This window comes from Ochrobactrum sp. BTU2 (assembly GCF_024539785.1).
Lineage (GTDB): Bacteria > Pseudomonadota > Alphaproteobacteria > Rhizobiales > Rhizobiaceae > Brucella > Brucella anthropi.
This window is the reverse complement of the sequence record NZ_JAHWRG010000005.1, coordinates 19,375-39,537: the sequence shown is the minus strand read 5'-3', so window position 1 is coordinate 39,537 and position 20,163 is coordinate 19,375. Positions and strand designations below refer to the sequence as shown.

Genomic DNA, 20,163 nt, shown 5'->3' with positions numbered 1-20,163 from the left:
ACGACCAGGCGAAAAATCGCACGGAAGCCACAAAGCTGAAAGCGATCACGATATTTTAATTGACGTTACAATTGAGTGACGCAACCAAAGCCGTTGTAGTAAACAGATGGCAGTATAGACATTATTTGTGGAGATTAGGAAGTCTTCTCACATCAGCCTCATCATATTTTATTATAGTACTTGAATTATTTCATCTAAAGTAGTTTCATCAGTAAATTCCGTACGCATTCTTTCCTACATCGACTGAGGGGTCAGATAGCATGGGTTTGCTTGGAATACTGCTCGGACTAGCTCTACTCATGTGGTTTGCCTATCGCGGCTGGAGTGTGCTTCTGCTTTCTCCTGTAGCAGCACTGCTCGCCGCGCTTATTTCCGGTGAACCTCTTCTGGCGAACTGGACATCGACCTTCATGGGCGGGACGGCCAGCTTCGTCGGCCGATGGTTTCCACTCTTTCTGCTCGGTGGCATTTTTGGAAAGTTGATGGACGATAGCGGCTCCATCACGTCCATCGCGAAGTATCTGACCGAGAAACTGGGCGTAAAACGCACCATGCTTTCCGTCGTGCTTGCATCGGCAGTCGTCACCTATGGCGGTGTCAGCGTGTTTGTCGCCTTTTTCGTGCTGGTGCCCATGGCACGTGAAATGTTCAAGGCGGCCAATATTCCTGCGCGGCTGATGCCAGCCGCCATCGGGCTTGGCGCGTTCACTTTCACCATGTCGGCAATGCCGGGCACGCCCTCCACGAACAACGCTATTCCGATGCCCTATTTCGAAACCACAACCTTTGCGGCACCGGGGCTTGGGATCATCGCATCCATCATCACACTGGCCTTCGGCATGTGGTGGCTGCAGCGCGCCGAAGCCAAGGCGCGGGCCGCAGGCGAAAACTATGTCGACGACACTGGCGATCTCGAAATCACAGAGAAAGTCAGAGAGCAGTCAACATTGTCGGGCGATTTCGATCCGGCCGAATTCGAACACGGCGCACGTCCCGACAATCAGCCGCCGTTTTTCTTTGCGGTTCTGCCCCTGCTTGTGGTCATCGTCGTCAATTTCCTGATGGCGCTCATCATCCTGCCCCGTATCGATTTCTCGTTTCTGGAACAGGAACCATGGGGGATCGATGTTGGCTCCTCAATCGGCCTGTGGGCAGTTCTGATCGCACTGGCAGCGGCTATCCTGACCCTGATAGCAGTCAATTTCGGGCGGCTTCGGGCAATCCGGGAAAGCCTCGACGCAGGCGCCAACTCCTCAGTTCTGCCGATCCTCACCATTGCAAGCCTCGTCGGCTTTGGCGCAGTCGTGGCGGCAATGCCTGCTTTTGCGGTGGTTCGCGATGCCGTGCTTGAAGTGCCGGGCGGCCCGCTTGTTTCACTGGTCGTCGCCATGAACGCGCTCGCAGCCCTCACCGGAACGGCATCCGGCGGCATGGCCATCGCGCTCAATGCGCTGGGTGAAGAGTATATGCGGCTCGCGATCCAGTACGGGATCAATCCCGAACTCATGCACCGCCTGACCGTCATCAGCGCCGGTACGCTGGATGCGCTGCCGCATAACGGCACGGTGCTTCTTCTCCTGCAGATCAGTAAGCAGACCCATGCATCGAGCTATTTCGACATGGTCATGACCGTGATTGTCGGCGTGATCATATCGCTCGTTGCGGTTTTTGTACTGGGATCAATGTTTGGCTCCTTCTGAGCATGGCCATTGTTGTTGAAAGGAAGTTGAAATGAAAAGGACTTCTCTCCTGATTGCCGTCCTGCTCTCCTTGATGGCGAGCCCTGCATTCGCGCATCTCAATCCCGCAGAGCACGGTTCGTTCGCCGCAGGGTTTACACATCCCCTCTCCGGTGCCGACCACATACTTGCGATGGTTGCCGTTGGCCTTTGGGCTTCAATGCTTGGTGGACGCGCACTCGTCGTCGTTCCCTTGAGCTTTGTCGGTGTCATGCTTCTGGGATTCGTGGCAGCGCTTGGCGGAGTATCACTCCCCTATGTCGAACCGGTCATCCTTGCGTCAGTGATAGTGCTTGGCCTCCTTGTCGCCATGGCATTCCGCGCATCGACCCTGACGGCGGCACTTATCGTCGGCTTCTTTGCATTCTTCCATGGCTATGCTCATGGCGGAGAAATCGGCAGCGCTGCGTTTCTTTCCTACGGCGCCGGGTTTGCTCTTGCGACGGCATTGCTCCACGCGGCAGGCATCGGTGTCGGTCTAGCAGCAGGTCGCCTGCTGCAGGGGCGCACGGGACAGATAGTGATGCGAATAGCTGGCGGCTTTGCTGCCCTGAGCGGACTCTACCTTATGGCCGGGTGATGTGAGCATCGTCTTGCTGGATCATTCGAAGAGACACGCTGAAGCTGATATTGAACATGATGGGTCAGTGCCGGAAATGCCTATGCATTCTCCGGCGCTGCCTATGCTGCATCTCATGCGGCTTGTCAGTCCCAGCCAGCCAGTTGGCGCGTTTTCCTATTCGCGCGGCCTCGAATGGGCCGTGCATGCGGGAACAGTGACGAACGAGGAAAGTTGTGCCGGGTGGGTGTTCGGCCTTCTGGAACACAGTTACGCTGTGCTTGATGGCGCGATTTTCTGGCGCATGATTTCAGCATTGATGCGAAACGATGACGCCGAATTCTGCCGCCTGAATGACTGGCTTGGAGCAAGTCGCGAAAGCAGCGAACTTGAGCTTGAAGATCGCCGCATGGGCGAATCCCTGCTCACTCTACTGTCGGAACTTGGTGTCGAACGGGCCCGTAGTTTCGCTTCGGAACAGCGAGCCACCTATCCCGCAGCATTCTCCATTGCAGCATGTCACTGGAATATCGAGCCTGTCGATGCACTGCGCGGTCTCATGTGGAGCGTGGTTGAAAGCCAGATCATGGCTGCAATCCGTCTCGTCCCGCTTGGCCATACGGCGGGCCAGAGGATACTTATCGCGGGAGCAGCCAAGATTGAAAGAGCCGTCGAAAAGGCGCGCACGCTGAATGACGACGAAATCGGTAATACGGCTCCCGCGCTGGCCATGGCCAGCGCCTGGCACGAGACACAATATAGCCGCCTATTCCGGTCGTGAGTGCAGCGTTTCACGGTATCGCCTGAGATTATCCTCCGCCGAAGTCGCATCAGCCGGTGCGACGGGCACCAGCGCCTTGAAAGCATACTGACCGATCAGCATGACCCAGGTGACGAGCACGAATGTCGAGGTCAGCACCGGCATTCCGATCGGCTTCAGGAATATGGCGACCGAAGCCCAAAGCCATGTCGCGACGATGGCGCCGAAGATGGCGTAAAGAAAACTGCTCCAGCTAAAAACAAGGAAGAAACCGCCAAGCGCAATCGCCGTCAACGCCGCATTATAACCGAAAAGCCCATCGCGAATGGCGCCTTCCGGACCACCGAATGCGGCGGCAACCACTGCTCCGGTTACGGCTCCCAGAAGCCCCATCAATGCGCTTATTCGCGAATGGATCGCGATACCGGCAAGGATGATGTAACCGGTGATCCAGTTATCCTGAAAGAATATCTGCCCGATGGCAGTGCCGATGCCCATGTACCAGGTCGGAAGCACATAGGGAACGGCGTAGGAAAACTGTTCCGGCGACACCGGCTTTGCCATCGGACCGGCATCTATGGCGTCGAACTTGAGAATTGCGAACAGAAAGAGCCAGCCGACGAGTACGAATGGCATTGTCAGGGGTGCCACCTTGTGCGGCCCCAACAACGTGGCGATGCTGGCGAAAGCCATGGTGGAGAAAGCAGCGCCACAGATGAGATAGATCGTCATGGCAGGCGACGGCAATGCACCGCTGCGGAAATCCGCACTGGTAAACGCAATCAGCGCAAGGGCGACCAGAGCGCCATTGAACCCGAACAGGCCATCCCGGATCAGCCCCTTGTCAGCCTTGAGTATGATTGCCGTCAGCGTGCTGGCGACAACGCCGAGCACGCAGACAAGGGCATAAATCCAGGAATTGACCAGAATGGCGAACAAAATGACCAGCCCCGACAGAGGATTGTTCTGGAACACCACCTGCCCGATACCGCGCAGCGTCCAATCAACAAACCCCAGAGAAGGATGATCCTGCAAGGCATTGAGCTGCATGAACTTTACCCCTTCTTCGCCGTTTAGTTACCTCTGACTAAAACAGAAAATAACGCTGCGCCATCGGCAGGACATCAGCCGGTTCGCACGTGATCAGTTCACCGTCCACCCGCACCTGATAGCTCTGCGGATCAACCTCCAGTTTGGGTGTAAGCCCGTTATGGATCATGTCCTTCTTGCGGATCGTCCGGATGCCCTTCACCGCAACCAGTTGCTTGCTGAGTTTCAGCTTCTCGCCGATGCCGTCATCCAGCGCCGCTTTCGAGACGAAGGTGACGCCGGTGGAACCAAGCGCCCGGCCCAATACCCCATACATTGGCCGATAATGAACCGGCTGGGGCGTCGAGATCGATGCGTTTGGGTCGCCCATCGGTGCAATCGCAATCATGCCGCCGATCATGACGAGGCTCGGTTTCACGCCGAAGAATTCCGGCTTCCACAATACCAGATCGGCCCGTTTTCCGACTTCGATTGAGCCGATCTCATGGGCAAACCCGTGTGTGATTGCGGGATTGATCGTATATTTGGCGACATAACGTTTGGCGCGGAAATTGTCGTTTCGGCTGCTGTCCTGGCTCAACGGACCGCGCTGCACCTTCATCTTGTGGGCGGTTTGCCAGCAACGCAGCGTCGTTTCACCGATACGTCCCATGGCTTGAGAATCCGACGACATCATCGAAAACACGCCCAGATCATGGAGAATGTCTTCGGCGGCGATGGTTTCGCGCCGGATGCGGGATTCCGCGAATGCCACATCCTCGGGGATTTTCGGACTGAGATGGTGACAGACCATCAGCATATCGAGATGTTCATCGACTGTGTTGATGGTGTAGGGGCGGGTCGGATTGGTTGAGGACGGCAGGATATTTTCTTCGCCCGCCGCTGTGATGATATCCGGCGCATGGCCGCCACCTGCACCTTCCGTATGGAAACTGTGGATGGTTCGGCCTTTCATAGCAGCAAAGGTATCCTTGACGAACCCGCTCTCGTTCAGCGTATCCGTATGGATAGCGACCTGAATGTCTTCCTCATCGGCAACGTTCAGGCAATTATCGATGGCGGCTGGCGTGGTTCCCCAGTCCTCATGCAGCTTCAGGCCGACAGCACCGGCTCTGATCTGCTCGCGAAGCGGTTCCGGCTTGCTTGCATTGCCTTTGCCGAGCAGTCCCACATTGATCGGAAGCGCTTCGACAGCCTCAAGCATGCGATGGATAGCCCATGGCCCCGGTGTAACCGTGGTTGCGAGCGTGCCGACCGTCGGCCCCGTTCCGCCACCAACCAAAGTCGTTGTACCGCTGGCCAGAGCTTCTTCGGCCTGTTGCGGCGCAATGAAGTGAATATGGGTGTCGATACCGCCAGCGGTGAGAATCTTGCCTTCGCCTGCAATGACGTCGGTCGCAGGTCCGACGATAATGTCGACGCCGGGCTGAATATCGGGATTACCGGCCTTGCCGATCCCTGAGATACGACCTTCCTTGATGCCGACATCGGCTTTGATGATGCCCCAATAGTCGAGAATGATGACATTGGTGATGACCAGATCGGCGGTTTCGGACGAGGGTCGTTGCCCCTGCCCCATACCGTCGCGAATGACCTTGCCGCCGCCGAAGGTTACTTCTTCGCCATAGATGCAGCGATCTTCCTCGACCTCGATGATGAGCTCTGTATCGGCCAGACGCAAACGGTCACCCTTGGTCGGGCCATACAGTTCGGCATAGGCCTGTCTTGAGATCCTTCCCATCTGTCCCTCCTAGAGTTTTCCGTCGATTTTTGCGTTGAAGCCATAGACTTCCCGATTGCCATCCAGCGCTACCAGTTCGACTTCTCGGTCCTGTCCCGGCTCGAACCGCACCGCAGTTCCGGCCGGAATATTGAGCCGGAAACCTCTCGTCTGCTCCCGGTCGAAGGCAAGCGCTTCGTTCGTTTCATAGAAATGATAATGCGATCCAACCTGTATCGGCCTGTCGCCCGTGTTCTCCACGGCGATGGTGCGCGTTTCGCGACCATTGTTGAGGTCGATCGACCCGTCTTCGATGAAATATTCACCCGGTATCATGATCGTCTCCTGAGACGCATCCCGAAAGACGTGAAACGTTTCGGACAAGATGCGCGTAAAAACAAAAACCAGAGCGTTTCCAAATAGTTATGAAATGCTCTACGAAATTGGGTTGTGAACGGTTACAAGCTTGGTACCGTCAGGAAAGGTGGCTTCCACCTGAATGTCGTGGATCATTTCAGGCACACCCTCCATCACCTCATCGCGGGTGAGAAGCGTGGCACCGTAGGACATGAGTTCCGCAACTGTCTTGCCGTCACGGGCCCCCTCCAGAATTTCGGCGGAGATGTAAGCCACGACTTCCGGGTAGTTAAGTTTCACCCCTCGGGCTCTCCGTCGCTCCGCAACCAATGCTGCGGTGAAGATCAGAAGTTTGTCCTTTTCACGTGGCAATAGTTCCATTTGTAGGCCCTCTCCAAAGTGAGTTATGTTGCCCAGATGCGTGGCGCAGCTGCCGGTTTCCCCAGTCCGGTTTCGCGCAGAACTTCCCAGGCTTTTCGAAACAGTGTCTTGGCTTCCGACACGCGCCCGCCGAGATAGCGACAGACGATCACCCGCTCGAGCCGCGACACCGAGAACAGATTTCTGGCTGCATCGCCGACGGCTTCGCGAATAGCGTGAAGCGCGCTTTCATCTGCCGGACCGGCATAAACCATCGTCGCGACAATCGGTTTTGCGCAGAAGGCAAAAGCGGCATTCAGCGCCGGGTCGGCGCCATGAAGGCGAAACTGCTCGAACCAGATCGGCTTGCCATCCCTGAATATTTCGACCCTTTGACGGACCTCGCCAGTGTCGAAACTTTCCTGACAGGCCGGCCGTCCGAGACTGATAATGTCCCACCCCAGATAGACCGCATCTCCACTCAGGAATACTTTCGTGCCTATGGAAGCCTTTGCGCCATCAAAAACGATTGTTTCCTGCGGGAGATATTCGCATATGCCGCCCTCACCCACATCGATCCTGGTCGTCTGGGTACTCTGGCCCCTCTCGCTGCGATAGAATTTGGTAGCGCCGGGCGTCGTTAGAACGGTTCTGGCGCCACGTCCTAAAAAACAAGAAATATCAAGGACATCGTCACCAGCCACGCCACCCGGTGGATGAAGAAGATAGACGTGCGCACTGCCATCCTTTTCAGGATAGAATGGTTGTTGCACCGCAAGTGGCCCCACATGGCGTCGCCGCATGAGCCGCGTCACTTCGCGATTATGCTCGAACCGCAGTTCAAGCTCGGCATGCCAACCCGTGCTCATCGACGATTGCCACCTCTATGTTCTCAGGGAACTACGATGCGTTATCGATACCGAACAATAAAACCAAGGCAGGATGAAATATTCAGGCAGATTAACTCGCTGGATCACTATAGACAAGTTCAATTATAGACTTGAGTGACGCACCAACAACTTGTTCAGTCGTGAGCCGCACATGAAGCTTAACCTAGTTTATCATTGAGGGTCCAGTGTCACGGTGTGGTGGCCCTAACGCGCACCCAGGCGATCGATCACACGTGCAGGCAGATGAAGGGCCAGCGAGGCCTGTTCGAATGTACCCTGCCCGGCGGCGATGAAAGTATCATCCATGCCTGCATACTCATCTGTAATAAGTCGGCGCAGCAGATAGCCCGAACCCAGAAACTTGATCAGCGTGTTCGAGCTGGCAAACAGACTATGACCACCGCTATCAACCTGAGAAATATCAAGAACCTGAATATTCTTGTTCTGCAGGAAAGCTATATCAAAGCCGCTACCGACCCGCGGCGCCCCACCTGCCAGTCTGCGCGAGATATCGAGAGCCCGATCACGCCGGGATACGACAATCGTGAAAGGCTGAGGCAAATAGTCGATATCATCAATCTGGCTGCGGAAAAGATCGGGATCGAGATCGGGAGCCGCAAGCAGCACACCCTTGATGCGCTTCAACACGTTAAGGCGTTTATCTGCAGACAATGTCCGCAAGGCTTCCATAACGACGACAGCGCCCATCGAATGGCCGATAATGACGATGCCGTTGGCTTTTGTCTGTGCTGCAATTTCGAGTGTTTCAGCCAGTCCCCTACGCGCGATGATCGCACTGTCGCGATCGTAGAGATATCGCGTAAACGCCGCAGCGGACGCCCATGAAAAATGAACAGGCACCGAGGAGACATCATAGTCGTGGACAATCTGCGCATTGCGGAAAAGTCCCTCGGCAAAGTTGTTGTTATAGCCGTGGACGAAAACGAATATCTCACGCTGTGCCGCCGGGCGGCTTGCAAGACGCCGGTTCAACTCCCGGATCATGGCTTGTCGATCAGGCAACGGTGCATAGTTTGACGCTATGAAATTCCTTCGGGGATCAGGTTTGCCCGACGCAGTTTCTACATTTCCTGGACGGTGCGTTTCCGGGATGTGCACGTCAATCGTCGAGAAGTTCAGTACTTCAGACCTGTCGCGCGAATAGGCGACACTGGGATCGTCTATTCGCTCGCGTACGGTCGCAACCGTAAACGGAACCACCACTTTGGAAAGGGTCTGGCCAGACACATCCATTCCCAGACCAGTGACAGCCCTGCTTCCGGCGCATCCCACTGCGACAAGCAGAACAAATGCGAGGATGAAAATCTGCTTCAAATCATGTCCTCGCTCGATAATCGAGGCAAAACGGCCACGTTGTCGCGATGGTGTCGCATCGCCGGTTTCTGGGCAACACCGCATTTATGAGGTTGTCGGCAACGCTCCCTCGAGTGCTTCCTTGAGGCGCTTTTCCTGTTCTAGAGACAACGACGTTTTCAGGACCCTGCCGCGCAGGTCAGGGAAATCGGCCATGACCCTATCCCACTGGATTTTGCGCAGGAGAACGAACAAGGCGGACGAGTTCTCCGGGATGGTTTCGCCAAGAGACACGATGAACTTGTCATCGATGCCGTAATCGGCGAGCGAGCCCGACAAAGCTCCGGCGCCCGCGCCTACAGCGCCACCAAGCGCCATGCCGGCAAGCGGATTGAGGAAAATAAGCCCTACCAGTCCGCCCCAGATCGCTCCGGAAAGCAGCCCCGATCCAGCGCCCATGGCGGGCAGGTTATACTTCTGCTTGAGATGAACCTTGCCCTGTTCATCCCTGACGACAACCACGGCGTCCTCAAGATCGACGAGAAATTCCTTCTGAAGCTGATTGAGCTTCAAAAGAACAGCATCCGCCTCTCCTACCGTATCAAATCCAATAACAACCAGTTCTGACACAACCGTGCTCCTTTTCCTCGACAAGCCTGAAATGAAGACATCTCATGGATCAGCGACGCCATCTCACCGTGCGGACATTGGTAACTCTGCCGTCTCTGGCCCGAACCGTTACATCGTAAGTTCTACGAGACCGATCAGCCCGATACAGAAAATGACTGCCGCGGCAATCGAGTGCGCGAACATTGCGAAAACCGCGCATTCTCGCCAATCGGACACCTTCGGAACACCGTATCCTGTGTCCGTTGTTGATCCGCACGCCCACGGTAACCGAATAGCTCTGGCTGAAAGCCGGAACCGTCTCGGCAACGGTTCCAATCGTAAAAATGGCAGTGAATGCAAGAATAGCCCCGATCGAATGCAGCTTCATGTCCCCTCCAAAGTAACAAAGAACCACAACTCACAAGCCGAACCTGTTCGCCGGTTTCATGATTGGCGACAGGCATAAAAAGTCCCGAAGCGGATGAACAGGTTCGGGAAAATGTCATGAAAACAAACTTTTGGAGCGCCTATCTGATACAATCAGATCGAGAGACGCTCCAGATATCCAATGCATAGATGCGGCACAGCCGTATCAGGACCGCAAGTCTCTATCCCGAAACCGGTTCCCGCTTGCGGGAGACATGCTCTAGCGGCAACGTGCTTCGTAAATACGGCCGTGCTGATCGCGATAGCGGCAGTACTGAACGCCATTACGGGTCTGTGCGACGCCTACGAGCGTACCTGCGGCTGCACCGATGGCTGCGCCGGTGAGCGCGCCACGCGTGTCACCTCCAATGGCAGCTCCGGCAAGCCCGCCAATCGCGGCACCGCCAACACCATAGCCGGCTGTTCTTCTTTCGTCGGTTGTGCACCCGCTCGCAGTGGCGCCAATTACGGCCATCGTCAAGACACTGTACAGGATCATTCTCATAGAAATATCCTTCCCATTTTGATTATGCCCATTCCCAGATATTACATAGGCTGCATCTTGAAAGGTCAAGGCACCCGCTTGAGACCCGATTACTGGTTCTTCCATCGTAAAACTTTCAACGTTATTCGCGGGAAAAGCCGAATATTTCGGCAAACCAGCTGGTAGCGGAATATTGCGCGCAGAAAGTCAGGGCGACGATTGTGATCGGCACGCCGATAAATGCTCCGAAGACACCCCAGAGCGAGCCCCAGGCGAATACGGAAAAGAGCGTTGCAAACGGTGACAGGGAAATTGTCTTTCCCGTCAATCGAGGCTCGATCACGCTTCCGATGACAGATTGTATGATGTTCAAACCGACAAAGACCGCGAGCACCCATTGCCAGCTGGCAAAGTGTGTGAAGGCAAACGCTGTAATAAAAAGCGTGGCGACCAGCGGTCCGAGGAAAGGGATGAAGTTCAGAATGAACGCGACAAATCCCCAGGTTTCGGCAAATGGCAAACCGATCAAACGGGTCAAAAGCCAGACAAACGAACCAGTCGCAAGGCTCATCAAAGCCCTAAGCAGCATATAAAACCGGATTTTTGTAGCGGCTGACTGGCTGGCACGCAGGAATGAATTTGCAGCCTCCTGATTTTTCAGCTGCTTGATCCGCGCGCGAAACTCATCGGTTTCGGCAAGCCCCAACAAGACATAGACCAGAGCCACGAGCCAGAAACTGAATGTATTGTTGAGGCGGCTTCCTATCGATTGAAGCATCCGCAAAGTCCAGCTTACGCTGAAATTCTCCGACCACAGTACTGAAGCCGCAATACCATGCCCCTCGAGCCAGATTTTAAGCTGCTCATAGAGGAGCTGATACCGAACTGCATCGATCAATATGCGGCGACCGACCTGCCCGACTGTCCACGCGAGCAGCCAGCCAAAACCGAGCAGAAGGAAAACCACCAGAAGAAAAGTGATCACCAACGCAAGATAGCGCGACATGAGCGATGAAAGTCCGCGCTGGACCGGCCAGACGAGCATAATGATAAACAATGCAAAAACGACCGGCGCAAATACCGCGCCGCCGTAATGGAGCAATGCAATCAGGACGCATCCTGCAATCAGGATCAGGGTTGCATTGCCAGCCTTCAGCATAAAACCTCCCCATCCCCAGCCAAGAAATCAACTCATGATTTCAGGGTATTCTTGTGAATTTGACCGTCTTTCATGACGACCGCCAGCGTCTGTTCCGGCTTTTCAAGCACGTGAATATCATCGAGCGGATTTTCGTTCAGAACCAGAAGATCAGCGAAAGCACCCGGTTCTACGAGGCCGAGCTTGCCGGGATAAGGATTGCGCAGATTGGAAAGGGCGAGCAATTCCGCATTGACCGAAGTAGCCGCACGAAGCACTTCCGCATTTGAATACCACTGGCTCAAATGGGTCAGCATGAAATTCTGGCGCGGGGTCAATGCGGGTGAAAACAGAACGTCTGAACCCCAGGCGGTCTTTATCCCGTATTTGCGCGCGAATTCGTAAATCCTTGGCGTGCCTGCGAAAAGCTGCTGAATCCGTTTGGCGCCTGGCCCTGTCTGTGACGCAGCATCCTCCATTGTCAGGAAAGGCTGCATGCTCAACCAGACATTCTTTTCCGCAAACATGCGCGCGGTTTCCTCATCCATCAGATGCGCATGTTCAACACATGCAACACCAGCCCTGATAGACCGCTGGACCGTATTCGACGCATAGGCATGGACCGTGACATAGGTGTTCCAGTCCTTTGCCACATCGACCGCCGCACGAATTTCGTCCTCACTGAATGTCGACATGTCGAGCGGACTGCGCGGCGATGACACACCGCCGCCAGCAACGATCTTGATCTGCGAGGCGCCCTGCAACAGCTGCTCGCGCACACGAAGCTTCAAGCTGCCTGCATCATCGACGATTGCTGAAGCCCCCATCAATTCACCAGTGCTGAGTTTGCCTCCGTCGCGCGGAATTTCTGTTGGCAGCCTCAGATCACCATGACCGCCGGTCGTCGTTATCATCGCACCTGCGGGAAAGATGCGCGGGCCGAAGATGATCCCCGTATCAATCGCGCGCTTGAACGAGAAAGTCGGCCCGCCCATATCGCGCACCGTCGTAAAGCCGCGCAGAAGTGTGCGTTCTGCTTCTGCCGTAGAGGCTGCGAAAATTATACCCAGATCTCCCTCCAGAAGCACCGGCAGCGGCACCGCCGCATAAACGGCGTGCCAGTGCGCGTCGATCAGACCCGGCATCAGCACGCGGTCGCCGCAGTCGATAACCGTTGCCCCTTCGGGCGGAGCACTGTTTGTCGTATCGACAGCCGCGATGCGATTGCCCTCGACCAGAACCTGCACACCGGATTTCAGAGTGTCCGCCTTGCCGTCGAAAAGCCGCGCCCGCGTCAGGAGAATTTTAGGAGACTGTGCGAAAGAGCGATCCGCGATCATCGTTGCCGCTGCTGTCGCCGCCGCTCCTGCAAGAAAATGTCTTCGCGATAATCGGTCCAGACGCCGGGAAACCTGCTGCAACATGGGGTTGGAACAACCGCAGCTGTCACCGTGAATGAAATGCTGATATTTTCCACCCAGTCTAAACATGGCAACTCCCGATTGAATCAGTTATTCAAACCAACTATTCGACTATCTTGAAGTAATATACGTCGATAAACCTTCCCCTGACGTCGTTTTCGACACGACCCCGAATTTCAATTTTGTTCTTGGTGTTTATTTCTCTTCCGCGCCAGACTTCTCTTTCGATCCGAACTCTCGTTCGTCCAGTGCGATCCTGAAAAACATACTGAGCCCTCCTGACATTGCTTTTGATCGAACCGGTGAGCACCACACGGGTTCCGACCGGCGTCCGGGTAATGGCATCAGCCGTTATTGTATTTCGGGCTCTGAAAGCATCGAGAAATTGTGCACGGGAAACATCAATAGAGCCCAGAGAGAAAAGGCCCAGCATCAACGCAAACTGAATCATATACTGCTTTATCGAGGTCATGGATTTTCACCTCCTCATAGCAATGATTGAATTTCTTCTTCCGTATCAAATAAACTGTTGTCGATGATTAGCTGTATCACGGGAAGACACAAGACATATTCCCCATGAAATTTCAAAATCGTAAGTACCGGACAGGCAACACCCCAATTTTGGGCATCTGTCACATCAGGCTCAGAGCAACCCGTTGCGCAACTTAAAGCGCCGGAAACCGCCGACATTGACGCTACGGCCCCGATTAAGCAACTCGCGCATGATGGGCTCGCGCTGCTGAGCAGGCATGTAATCCAGAATGCGCGCGCAGTCATGTTCGAAAAGAAGGCCGCGAAGAAGCAGATCACGCTTGATCAGCGGACTATCCATCGTTCTGTGAAACAGCCCAAAACCGTAGTGAACCTGACTGCCATTCATGACGATCCCCATCATGTGATTGACCAGGACCTCTCGCCTCACCTGTTCGCCGACAAGCCTGCCTCGGTCGTCAGCGGGCGATGTCTGAGCGCGCCCCTTCATCGTCTTTGAATATTGGTTGATGGTTGGCGTCAGGTTCATCTCATCGATAGCCGCAGGCTTTGCGTCCCGCTTACCGGAGCGTTTGGAAAGCATTTTACCGGTATAGATCGCGCCCGCCAGAAGCGGCTCAAGTTCATAGCTGCGAAAAGCACCATTTGGCAGATAACGAAGATTGGATACGATATCCGGCATCGCCATTTTGTCGAGTTTGAGGGCCAGCTTGTCAGTAGAGTACAGCACATCGATGTTGTAACCGCAGCGCACGAAGCATTCTGACAGAGCCACCTCACCCTTTCTGATGGCATGAGGTCTGATATCGTATGGGCGATATCGCGACCAGAAACGCCGTACTGCAGCATCGTTGAATACTTTACCGGAAACGCTGAAGGCATAGCTGCCAACGTGGTGGATGAATTCGTGATTTTCGTTCGTGCCGACGACATCATACGCACTATCGGCAAGCGATGCGATCATGTTTCGAAGGCCAGCACCGGGAACATACATGATGCTGTCGTTGAAATAGAGCAGTCGCCGGAGTTGCAGCCCTTCAGCACCAAGAAGCAATGTAGCTGCGCGATAGGCGCCAAAATCGCGGCCGATATTCTGGCGGACGAGAACGCGTTGGGCCACGGCTTTGATTGCGTCATGCTCCGGTTGCGACAGTCTGCCATTGCAAACAACAATGGGATTGATGTTCTGATGACGCAGTTCATTCAGGAGATGCAGAAAATCGGGCGTAACGCCAAACTTGTTATACTTGACGACGATTGCATAGATATCGCCGTTCGGCTGGCGTGTTGTTTCATCCGATAGAAATCGCGGCGTTCTTTCCATGAAAATATGCGGCGCCTGAACAAGCTTGGCGCTACGTATATAAGCGCGCACAGCCAACCAGTTCATTGCTTTTCCAATGCGCATTCCTGCCCCCCCGGCTCAATTTCTTTGTGAATAACACTGGGCCTCGCTAAAATAAATGGCTCGGATGCGATATTCAGAGAAGATATAATAAAGGGGGCAGGCTATTCATGGATTTCCGGGAGCTGATCAGAAATGAAGTGGGAAAAAACTCTCGCGGCATAGAAATAGGTGCATCTTATGCTCCGATTTTACCAAAGAGAGACGGCTTCAGAACGCTCGTCATAGACCATACCGACACGCAATCCTTGCGTCTCAAGTATAATAGTATGGGTGTCGACACTTCCAGGCTGGAAACCGTCGATGCAATTGACGATGGCGGCGAGTTCAGCGAGCTGGATCTGACCGGGGATGGGTTTGACTTCATCGTTTCCAGCCATGTTTTCGAGCATCTGACAGACCCCATTCATTTCCTTCAGCGTTGTGAGCGTGCGCTCAAGCCCGGCGGCAAGGTTTATCTTCTCGTGCCGGACCGACGTTATACTTTTGATTATCTGCGTCCGAGCACCACAGCAGGTCATATGCTGGCTGCCTACCTCGCGGAACAAAAGAGACATGGAACAGCTGTCCTCTTCGATCACCATGCCTCCAATGCAACCCGCGGCGGCATACAGGTCTGGATGGAAGGGCATAAGGGCGATTTCGCTTTTGCCGGCACACCATCATCCGGCTACGCGAGCGCGACCAGCAAGAATGACGAATACGTCGACTGCCACGCCTGGGTTTTCACACCCTCAAGTTTCCGTCTCGCCATGCAGGATTTGTACAATGCTGGCGTTCTGGGTCTCAAGGAAGAGCTGTTTCACCCAAGTTTCGGCTGCGAATTCTATGTGGTGATGAGCCGCAATCCATCTGTAACGACGCAGCCGGACAGGCTTACCCTTGCACTGAATGCGATCAAGGAAGCAGGCCCGGAGGAACCTTCGTCGGCAGCGGCAACTCCCCCGCACATTGGCATTGCGCCGGGCTATGAAAGCGCAGCACCGTCGGCACAGAATGCCATGGACATATTCAAGGGCGGCTGGGTATCGGCCTTTCCTTCAGAGACAGGCCTGCGGGCGGGCACCAATGCCCTGTTTGCGGACCCGAGAATCCTCTGGCTCACCGCACAGTTGAAGGATTGGTTCAAAGGAAAAGACGTCCTCGAGCTGGGGCCCCTGGAAGGTGCCCATACTGCAACCTTGCTTTCAGAAGGTGCTGCATCCGTTACGGCTATTGAGGCAAAACGGGATTCTTATCTTCGCTGTCTGGTAACGAAAGAAGTTCTGCAACTGCACGGCGCATCTTTCCAGCTGGGTAATTTCCTCCCCTATCTGGAAAGAGAGGAAACGCAATGGCCGCTGATCGTTGCCAGCGGCGTGCTGTATCACATGTCGGACCCGATCCGTACGCTCGAGCTTCTTTCCAGCCGTACTGATCGGCTATATCTCTGGACGCATGTTGTCGATCCGGATGCCATGCGTCCCGGTGATCCGCGCCTGGATGCCCTCGGCGATCCGGAATTGCGCGACTGGAATGGACGACTGATCAAGCTCCACAAGCGGCCCTATCTGGAACAAAAGGAAAAGACCTTTTGCGGCGGCATGGAGGCGGAACCACGCTGGATCAACCGGGAAGATTTGCTCTGGCTTCTGGCCCAGCTCGGCTTTGACGAGATTATTACCGCGCACGATAAGCCCGATGCCGAACATGGACCATCTCTGTCCATCCTGGCTTCGCGCTCCAAAGCGTCTGCTTAGACTGAGCTCTAAAAAACATTGCATTAGAGCGCCGATCTGACTGGATCAGATCGGCGCTCTAACACTTTTTTTAACACGCATCTTTGTCTGAAAATCGCATCACATCGGGTAAAGATCATCGCCGAGAGAGGAAAGTGAAACAGGCCAGTCAAGGTTCGTTTCGCCTGTCTTCCTGAAAAAGACCGCTGACATCAAGGCCCCGGTATAGAACTCGCCGAAGCTTGTCGCCAGATTGTGGACTTTCGCCACGATATAGGCGTCACAACCATCAACGGCTTTGATTATTTCAAAGCCCGTTGCGCGATTGAGCAGCGCTTTCCATGAATGGCGCGAGAAGCGGAAGTAATCGCAAGGCTCCTCATGCAGCGGCCAGGTCTGTGGTGCGAGTATGATGCCAATCGCTCCCGGCTTCATCACCCGGTTCATTTCGATGACTGCTTTCCACGGCATCAGCAGGTGTTCAAACACCGCAAATGACATGACGGCGTCGAATTGATTTCTGGGCAGAAAACTGCTCGCTTCGTGAGCATCGCCGACGACGTCGACATTCTCGCCTTCCAGAATATCAAAACCGGTATATTGCCAGGCGGCAGGCAGACGTTCACGCCACATGGCGCCAGTTCGATTGCGAGAGCCAATTTCGAGCATATGCCCGTTTGAGCACTGATGAATCTCATCGAAGAAACGGTTGACCAGCACCAGAACAGGGTCATGCGGATCCGCTGCGGAAAGCGGCTGTTCCAATCTGGACCCATCAGCCAAGCAAACTTCTATCGTTGCATCCAGCATTTGAGCTGTTTCGAGGCCGGTAAAGATGCGCTCATTGAAACGACATGCGGCCGCCGAGCGCCCATAGACACGGCTCAGGTCCGGGCTTGGCAGGCTGTGCTGTGAGATTACCAGTTCACGCCCGTCCGGCAGTTTGAGATTCAAACCAAGCACTTTGCTGTTTGCCGCGATGACAAATCCGGAAATATGTACAGCGCCCTGGAAACAGGAATTTCGCTCCACGACACAAAGAGGTGCAGCACCAGTATTCTTTGGGCGCAGGTGAAATACTGGATCGAACGTCATGATGAATGCAGCCGCCCGACTGATACAGACCCGTTATTGAGCATAGTCACGTGTCCCCCGAGCGATTCCCCACACCAGATTGCTGTGGCGCCAGCAGTTTTGTCAATCGATCAATATTAGCCAGTATCAACAGACCTGACCCACACAAAACCTTCGGCTCAATCATGGATAGCCGCCGCCGACAATATGACGGCAGATTTAGGCATGGTGCCTGCCAAGACGGCATTTTACCGGATGAAGTGCGGCGGGAGATATGACAGCCTCGACGGTCAAGCGGGAACAGAGCAAGACGCAGGACGGAAAAGAAAGTGGGCAAGTCGCAATCGGATGTTCGACTGATTGCACCTGATCCCTCACGGAGGTTCTGGACCTGTACTGGCTGTTCGTAGGCAGGATCATCGAAAGGTGACGGGACGACAAGTAATGCGGGGGCGGAACTGAAAACGTTGGAACTGGCTCGAAGTGAGCAAAACTATATGCGCGAATTGCGCAGGGAATTTCATAAATACCCTGAGCTTTCCCTGAATGAGCGACGCACTTCTGCACGTATCAGGGAAGAACTTGATGCAATAGGCGTCCCTTATATTTTAGTCGGCGAATTTGGGATTGTGGCAACAATTGCCGGATCGCAAAGCGAACGGGTTATCGTCTTGCGCGCCGACATGGATGCTTTGCCAATCGAAGAAGACAATCCTCACCTGGAGTACAGGTCCGGCACGGCTCGCGTCATGCATGCCTGCGGCCATGATGGACATGTCGCCATGCTGCTGGGCGCGGCGCGTATTCTCGTGAAATCTCGCGACCAGCTCCATGGAACAGTCAAGCTATGCTTTCAACAAGCCGAAGAAGTTGGCGAGGGAACAGAAGACATTCTGAAAGAACTCGCAAGGCACCCCGTTGAAAGCGTATTGGGCATTCATCTCTGGTCGGAGCTGGAGACCGGCAAAATCTCCATTGAATCAGGCCCTCGAATGGCTGCCGGACAATCAATCGATCTCACGATCCATGGTGTGGGCACGCACGGCGCTTACCCCAACAGAGGTATCGACCCCATCATCGCAACTGCAGCGATCATTATGAATTGCGCTGCACTCGTCAGCCGTGAATTCGATCCTACGGAGCCCGTCGCGCTGACTTTTGGAAGTATCAGCGGCGGCAATGCAGATAACGTCATTCCGGATAGGGTCAGCGTCTCTGGCACGATGCGGGCGACGCGCTCTGAGACAATGAACTATCTCGAAGAAGCGCTGAAGCGGACAGTAACAAGTACGGCCGATGCCTATCGCACCCGAGCAGAAATCAGATTCAGCGGCGGTGTTTCAGCAGTCACTAATGATCCAGCATGCAGCAACATTGCCCGTCGCGCCATTCAGTCTCTCGGTCTGGAAAAAGACTGCACGAGTTTCAACACGGTAATGGCCTCAGAAAACTTTGCCGATTTCCTTAAAGTCTATCCCGGTGTCTTTGCATTCATCGGCGTACGAAACGAAGAGATCGACGCTGTCTATCCCCACCACCATCCGAAATTCAATATCGATGAAGATGTTCTTTTCAGGGGCGCAGCCCTGTATGCACAATATTCTATCGAATACTTTCAACCGGGCAATTTAAAAAACAACAAATAGTATTCTTTCGAAGACCTATTTCAATTTCAAACAAAATGGGAGGAAACCATGAAATATTTGAAAACAGCAGCGCTCACACCATCAATAATCGCGATGGCGCTCTCGTTAGGAGCAGGCATTGCCCATGGCGAAGAGCCCTTGAAGCTCATCATTGGCACCGAAGGTGCCAATCCACCGATGAATTATCAATTGGCAGGTGGAACGCTTGCCGGTTTCGAGGTTGAAATCGCCAAGGCGCTCTGCGATCAGATGAAGGCGCAATGTGAAATTGTCGCTCAGGATTGGGATGGTGCTATCCCTGCTATCCAATCCGGAAAGTTTGATGCGTTTATCGCTTCCATGTCGATAACCGAGGAACGCAAGAAGCAGGTTGATTTTTCCAATAAGTACTTCAACCCTCCTCCGGGAATGGTGGCATTGAAGGATTCTGACATCAAGGGCGTCACCAAGGACGACCTTGCTGGCAAGACTGTCGGTGTGCAAGGCTCAACGACCCATGCGAACTATGCAGAGGCTTACTTTACAGACAGCACAGTAAAAGCCTATCCGACCTCTCAGGAATTCAAGCTAGACCTCGTGAATGGTCGTCTTGATGCCATTAATGATGACAGCGTGTCGCTGGCAGAGTGGCTAAAAACACCCGAGGGCGCATGCTGCAAGATGATCGGCACCTATCCGCCGGTGGCACAATATCATGGCGCCGGTGTTGGAGCTGCTATCAAAAAAGGACGCCCGGAACTGGTTTCAAAGTTCAACGAAGCGATCAAGGAAATCCGGATCAACGGAAAATATAAGGAAATCAACGATAAGTACTTTGATTTCGATGCTTTCGGATATGACGGCTAGTTCAGCTTCGGTGGTGGGAGAAGCACCATCAAGTCTGACTTGAGCGCGGATATCTGCATGCTTACAAGACCGTGTGCGAGGCTCGCGCTGACATCGGCCGGTATCTGAACTTTTACAATAGCCGATGCCCACATTCATCGCCTGACCGGCAGACG

At 54.3% G+C, this 20,163-nt stretch carries 19 protein-coding genes; 6 read left to right on the top strand and 13 right to left on the bottom strand.

Annotated elements, in window-relative coordinates; all coding sequences use genetic code 11:
- Positions 1-260 precede the first annotated feature (260 nt).
- The 3 genes from KWJ32_RS16045 (at position 261) to KWJ32_RS16035 (ending at position 3,079) form a co-directional block, all read left to right on the top strand.
- A complete protein-coding gene (locus tag KWJ32_RS16045) occupies positions 261-1,700 on the top strand; it encodes an SLC13 family permease (protein WP_010661158.1) in 1,440 nt (479 codons plus the stop codon).
- Positions 1,701-1,731: 31 nt separating this feature from the next.
- A complete protein-coding gene (locus KWJ32_RS16040) occupies positions 1,732-2,319 on the top strand; it encodes a HupE/UreJ family protein (protein WP_012092272.1) in 588 nt (195 codons plus the stop codon).
- Positions 2,320-2,395: 76 nt separating this feature from the next.
- Complete coding sequence (locus KWJ32_RS16035) at positions 2,396-3,079, top strand: urease accessory UreF family protein (RefSeq protein ID WP_192799374.1); 684 nt, start codon at positions 2,396-2,398, stop codon at positions 3,077-3,079.
- Here KWJ32_RS16035 and KWJ32_RS16030 read toward each other — a convergent pair.
- The 12 genes from KWJ32_RS16030 to KWJ32_RS15975 form a co-directional block, all read right to left on the bottom strand.
- Positions 3,065-4,108, bottom strand: a complete 1,044-nt coding sequence (locus tag KWJ32_RS16030) for an urea transporter (protein WP_012092274.1) — start codon at positions 4,106-4,108, stop codon at positions 3,065-3,067. The genes KWJ32_RS16035 and KWJ32_RS16030 overlap by 15 nt on opposite strands.
- Before the next feature lie 37 nt (positions 4,109-4,145).
- Positions 4,146-5,849 carry an urease subunit alpha gene (gene ureC, locus KWJ32_RS16025; protein WP_036583749.1) on the bottom strand — a complete coding sequence of 568 codons (1,704 nt, stop codon included), beginning with the start codon at positions 5,847-5,849 and terminating at the stop codon, positions 4,146-4,148.
- A 9-nt stretch (positions 5,850-5,858) separates the two neighbouring features.
- Entirely contained in the window at positions 5,859-6,164 is a 306-nt protein-coding gene (locus tag KWJ32_RS16020) for an urease subunit beta (protein ID WP_029925033.1), read from the bottom strand.
- A 99-nt stretch (positions 6,165-6,263) separates the two neighbouring features.
- Positions 6,264-6,566, bottom strand: a complete 303-nt coding sequence (gene ureA, locus KWJ32_RS16015) for an urease subunit gamma (RefSeq protein WP_040129377.1) — start codon at positions 6,564-6,566, stop codon at positions 6,264-6,266.
- Between the two features lie 23 nt (positions 6,567-6,589).
- Complete coding sequence (locus tag KWJ32_RS16010) at positions 6,590-7,414, bottom strand: urease accessory protein UreD (RefSeq protein WP_256886149.1); 825 nt, start codon at positions 7,412-7,414, stop codon at positions 6,590-6,592.
- 225 nt (positions 7,415-7,639) lie between these two features.
- Entirely contained in the window at positions 7,640-8,854 is a 1,215-nt protein-coding gene (locus KWJ32_RS16005) for an alpha/beta fold hydrolase (protein WP_051917475.1), read from the bottom strand.
- Positions 8,855-9,379, bottom strand: coding sequence for a DUF1269 domain-containing protein (locus KWJ32_RS16000; protein WP_040129381.1), 525 nt, complete (start codon positions 9,377-9,379; stop codon positions 8,855-8,857).
- Positions 9,380-10,004: 625 nt separating this feature from the next.
- Positions 10,005-10,289: a glycine zipper 2TM domain-containing protein gene (locus tag KWJ32_RS15995; protein ID WP_012092279.1), complete on the bottom strand. Its 285-nt coding sequence runs from the start codon at positions 10,287-10,289 to the stop codon at positions 10,005-10,007.
- Between the two features lie 121 nt (positions 10,290-10,410).
- Complete coding sequence (locus tag KWJ32_RS15990; RefSeq protein ID WP_012092280.1) at positions 10,411-11,427, bottom strand: AI-2E family transporter; 1,017 nt, start codon at positions 11,425-11,427, stop codon at positions 10,411-10,413.
- A 32-nt stretch (positions 11,428-11,459) separates the two neighbouring features.
- Positions 11,460-12,896, bottom strand: a complete 1,437-nt coding sequence (locus tag KWJ32_RS15985) for an amidohydrolase family protein (RefSeq protein WP_256886148.1) — start codon at positions 12,894-12,896, stop codon at positions 11,460-11,462.
- Positions 12,897-12,930: 34 nt separating this feature from the next.
- Positions 12,931-13,299: a NirD/YgiW/YdeI family stress tolerance protein gene (locus KWJ32_RS15980; RefSeq protein ID WP_040129385.1), complete on the bottom strand. Its 369-nt coding sequence runs from the start codon at positions 13,297-13,299 to the stop codon at positions 12,931-12,933.
- A 171-nt stretch (positions 13,300-13,470) separates the two neighbouring features.
- Positions 13,471-14,709 carry a rhamnan synthesis F family protein gene (locus tag KWJ32_RS15975; protein WP_235909137.1) on the bottom strand — a complete coding sequence of 413 codons (1,239 nt, stop codon included), beginning with the start codon at positions 14,707-14,709 and terminating at the stop codon, positions 13,471-13,473.
- A gap of 125 nt (positions 14,710-14,834) precedes the next feature.
- Between KWJ32_RS15975 and KWJ32_RS15970 the strand changes: the two genes are divergently transcribed.
- The gene (locus tag KWJ32_RS15970) at positions 14,835-16,463 is read left to right on the top strand and encodes a methyltransferase domain-containing protein (RefSeq protein ID WP_256886147.1); all 1,629 of its coding nucleotides are present in this window, start codon (positions 14,835-14,837) and stop codon (positions 16,461-16,463) included.
- Between the two features lie 99 nt (positions 16,464-16,562).
- Here the strand turns inward: KWJ32_RS15970 and KWJ32_RS15965 are convergent, their stop codons facing one another.
- A complete protein-coding gene (locus KWJ32_RS15965; protein WP_040129391.1) occupies positions 16,563-17,537 on the bottom strand; it encodes a methyltransferase domain-containing protein in 975 nt (324 codons plus the stop codon).
- Positions 17,538-18,013: 476 nt separating this feature from the next.
- Here KWJ32_RS15965 and KWJ32_RS15960 point away from each other — a divergent pair, with 476 nt between their 5' ends.
- Entirely contained in the window at positions 18,014-19,162 is a 1,149-nt protein-coding gene (locus tag KWJ32_RS15960) for an amidohydrolase (RefSeq protein WP_051917480.1), read from the top strand.
- A 48-nt stretch (positions 19,163-19,210) separates the two neighbouring features.
- Positions 19,211-20,008 (top strand): transporter substrate-binding domain-containing protein, encoded by a 798-nt coding sequence (locus KWJ32_RS15955; protein WP_040129394.1) that lies wholly within the window; start codon positions 19,211-19,213, stop codon positions 20,006-20,008.
- Positions 20,009-20,163 lie beyond the last annotated feature (155 nt).

Coding starts and splice junctions, on each gene's coding strand:
- KWJ32_RS16020 (WP_029925033.1), bottom strand. CDS start 6,164: ATGATACCGGGTGAATATTTCATCGAAGACGGGTCGATCGACCTCAAC.
- KWJ32_RS15985 (WP_256886148.1), bottom strand. CDS start 12,896: ATGTTTAGACTGGGTGGAAAATATCAGCATTTCATTCACGGTGACAGC.
- ureA (WP_040129377.1), bottom strand. CDS start 6,566: ATGGAACTATTGCCACGTGAAAAGGACAAACTTCTGATCTTCACCGCA.
- KWJ32_RS15995 (WP_012092279.1), bottom strand. CDS start 10,289: ATGAGAATGATCCTGTACAGTGTCTTGACGATGGCCGTAATTGGCGCC.
- KWJ32_RS16040 (WP_012092272.1), top strand. CDS start 1,732: ATGAAAAGGACTTCTCTCCTGATTGCCGTCCTGCTCTCCTTGATGGCG.
- KWJ32_RS16045 (WP_010661158.1), top strand. CDS start 261: ATGGGTTTGCTTGGAATACTGCTCGGACTAGCTCTACTCATGTGGTTT.
- KWJ32_RS15990 (WP_012092280.1), bottom strand. CDS start 11,427: ATGCTGAAGGCTGGCAATGCAACCCTGATCCTGATTGCAGGATGCGTC.
- KWJ32_RS16005 (WP_051917475.1), bottom strand. CDS start 8,854: ATGCGGTGTTGCCCAGAAACCGGCGATGCGACACCATCGCGACAACGT.
- KWJ32_RS15955 (WP_040129394.1), top strand. CDS start 19,211: ATGAAATATTTGAAAACAGCAGCGCTCACACCATCAATAATCGCGATG.
- KWJ32_RS15980 (WP_040129385.1), bottom strand. CDS start 13,299: ATGACCTCGATAAAGCAGTATATGATTCAGTTTGCGTTGATGCTGGGC.
- KWJ32_RS16035 (WP_192799374.1), top strand. CDS start 2,396: ATGCCTATGCATTCTCCGGCGCTGCCTATGCTGCATCTCATGCGGCTT.
- KWJ32_RS15975 (WP_235909137.1), bottom strand. CDS start 14,709: ATGAACTGGTTGGCTGTGCGCGCTTATATACGTAGCGCCAAGCTTGTT.
- KWJ32_RS16010 (WP_256886149.1), bottom strand. CDS start 7,414: ATGAGCACGGGTTGGCATGCCGAGCTTGAACTGCGGTTCGAGCATAAT.
- ureC (WP_036583749.1), bottom strand. CDS start 5,849: ATGGGAAGGATCTCAAGACAGGCCTATGCCGAACTGTATGGCCCGACC.
- KWJ32_RS15965 (WP_040129391.1), bottom strand. CDS start 17,537: ATGACGTTCGATCCAGTATTTCACCTGCGCCCAAAGAATACTGGTGCT.
- KWJ32_RS15960 (WP_051917480.1), top strand. CDS start 18,014: ATGCGCGAATTGCGCAGGGAATTTCATAAATACCCTGAGCTTTCCCTG.
- KWJ32_RS16030 (WP_012092274.1), bottom strand. CDS start 4,108: ATGCAGCTCAATGCCTTGCAGGATCATCCTTCTCTGGGGTTTGTTGAT.
- KWJ32_RS15970 (WP_256886147.1), top strand. CDS start 14,835: ATGGATTTCCGGGAGCTGATCAGAAATGAAGTGGGAAAAAACTCTCGC.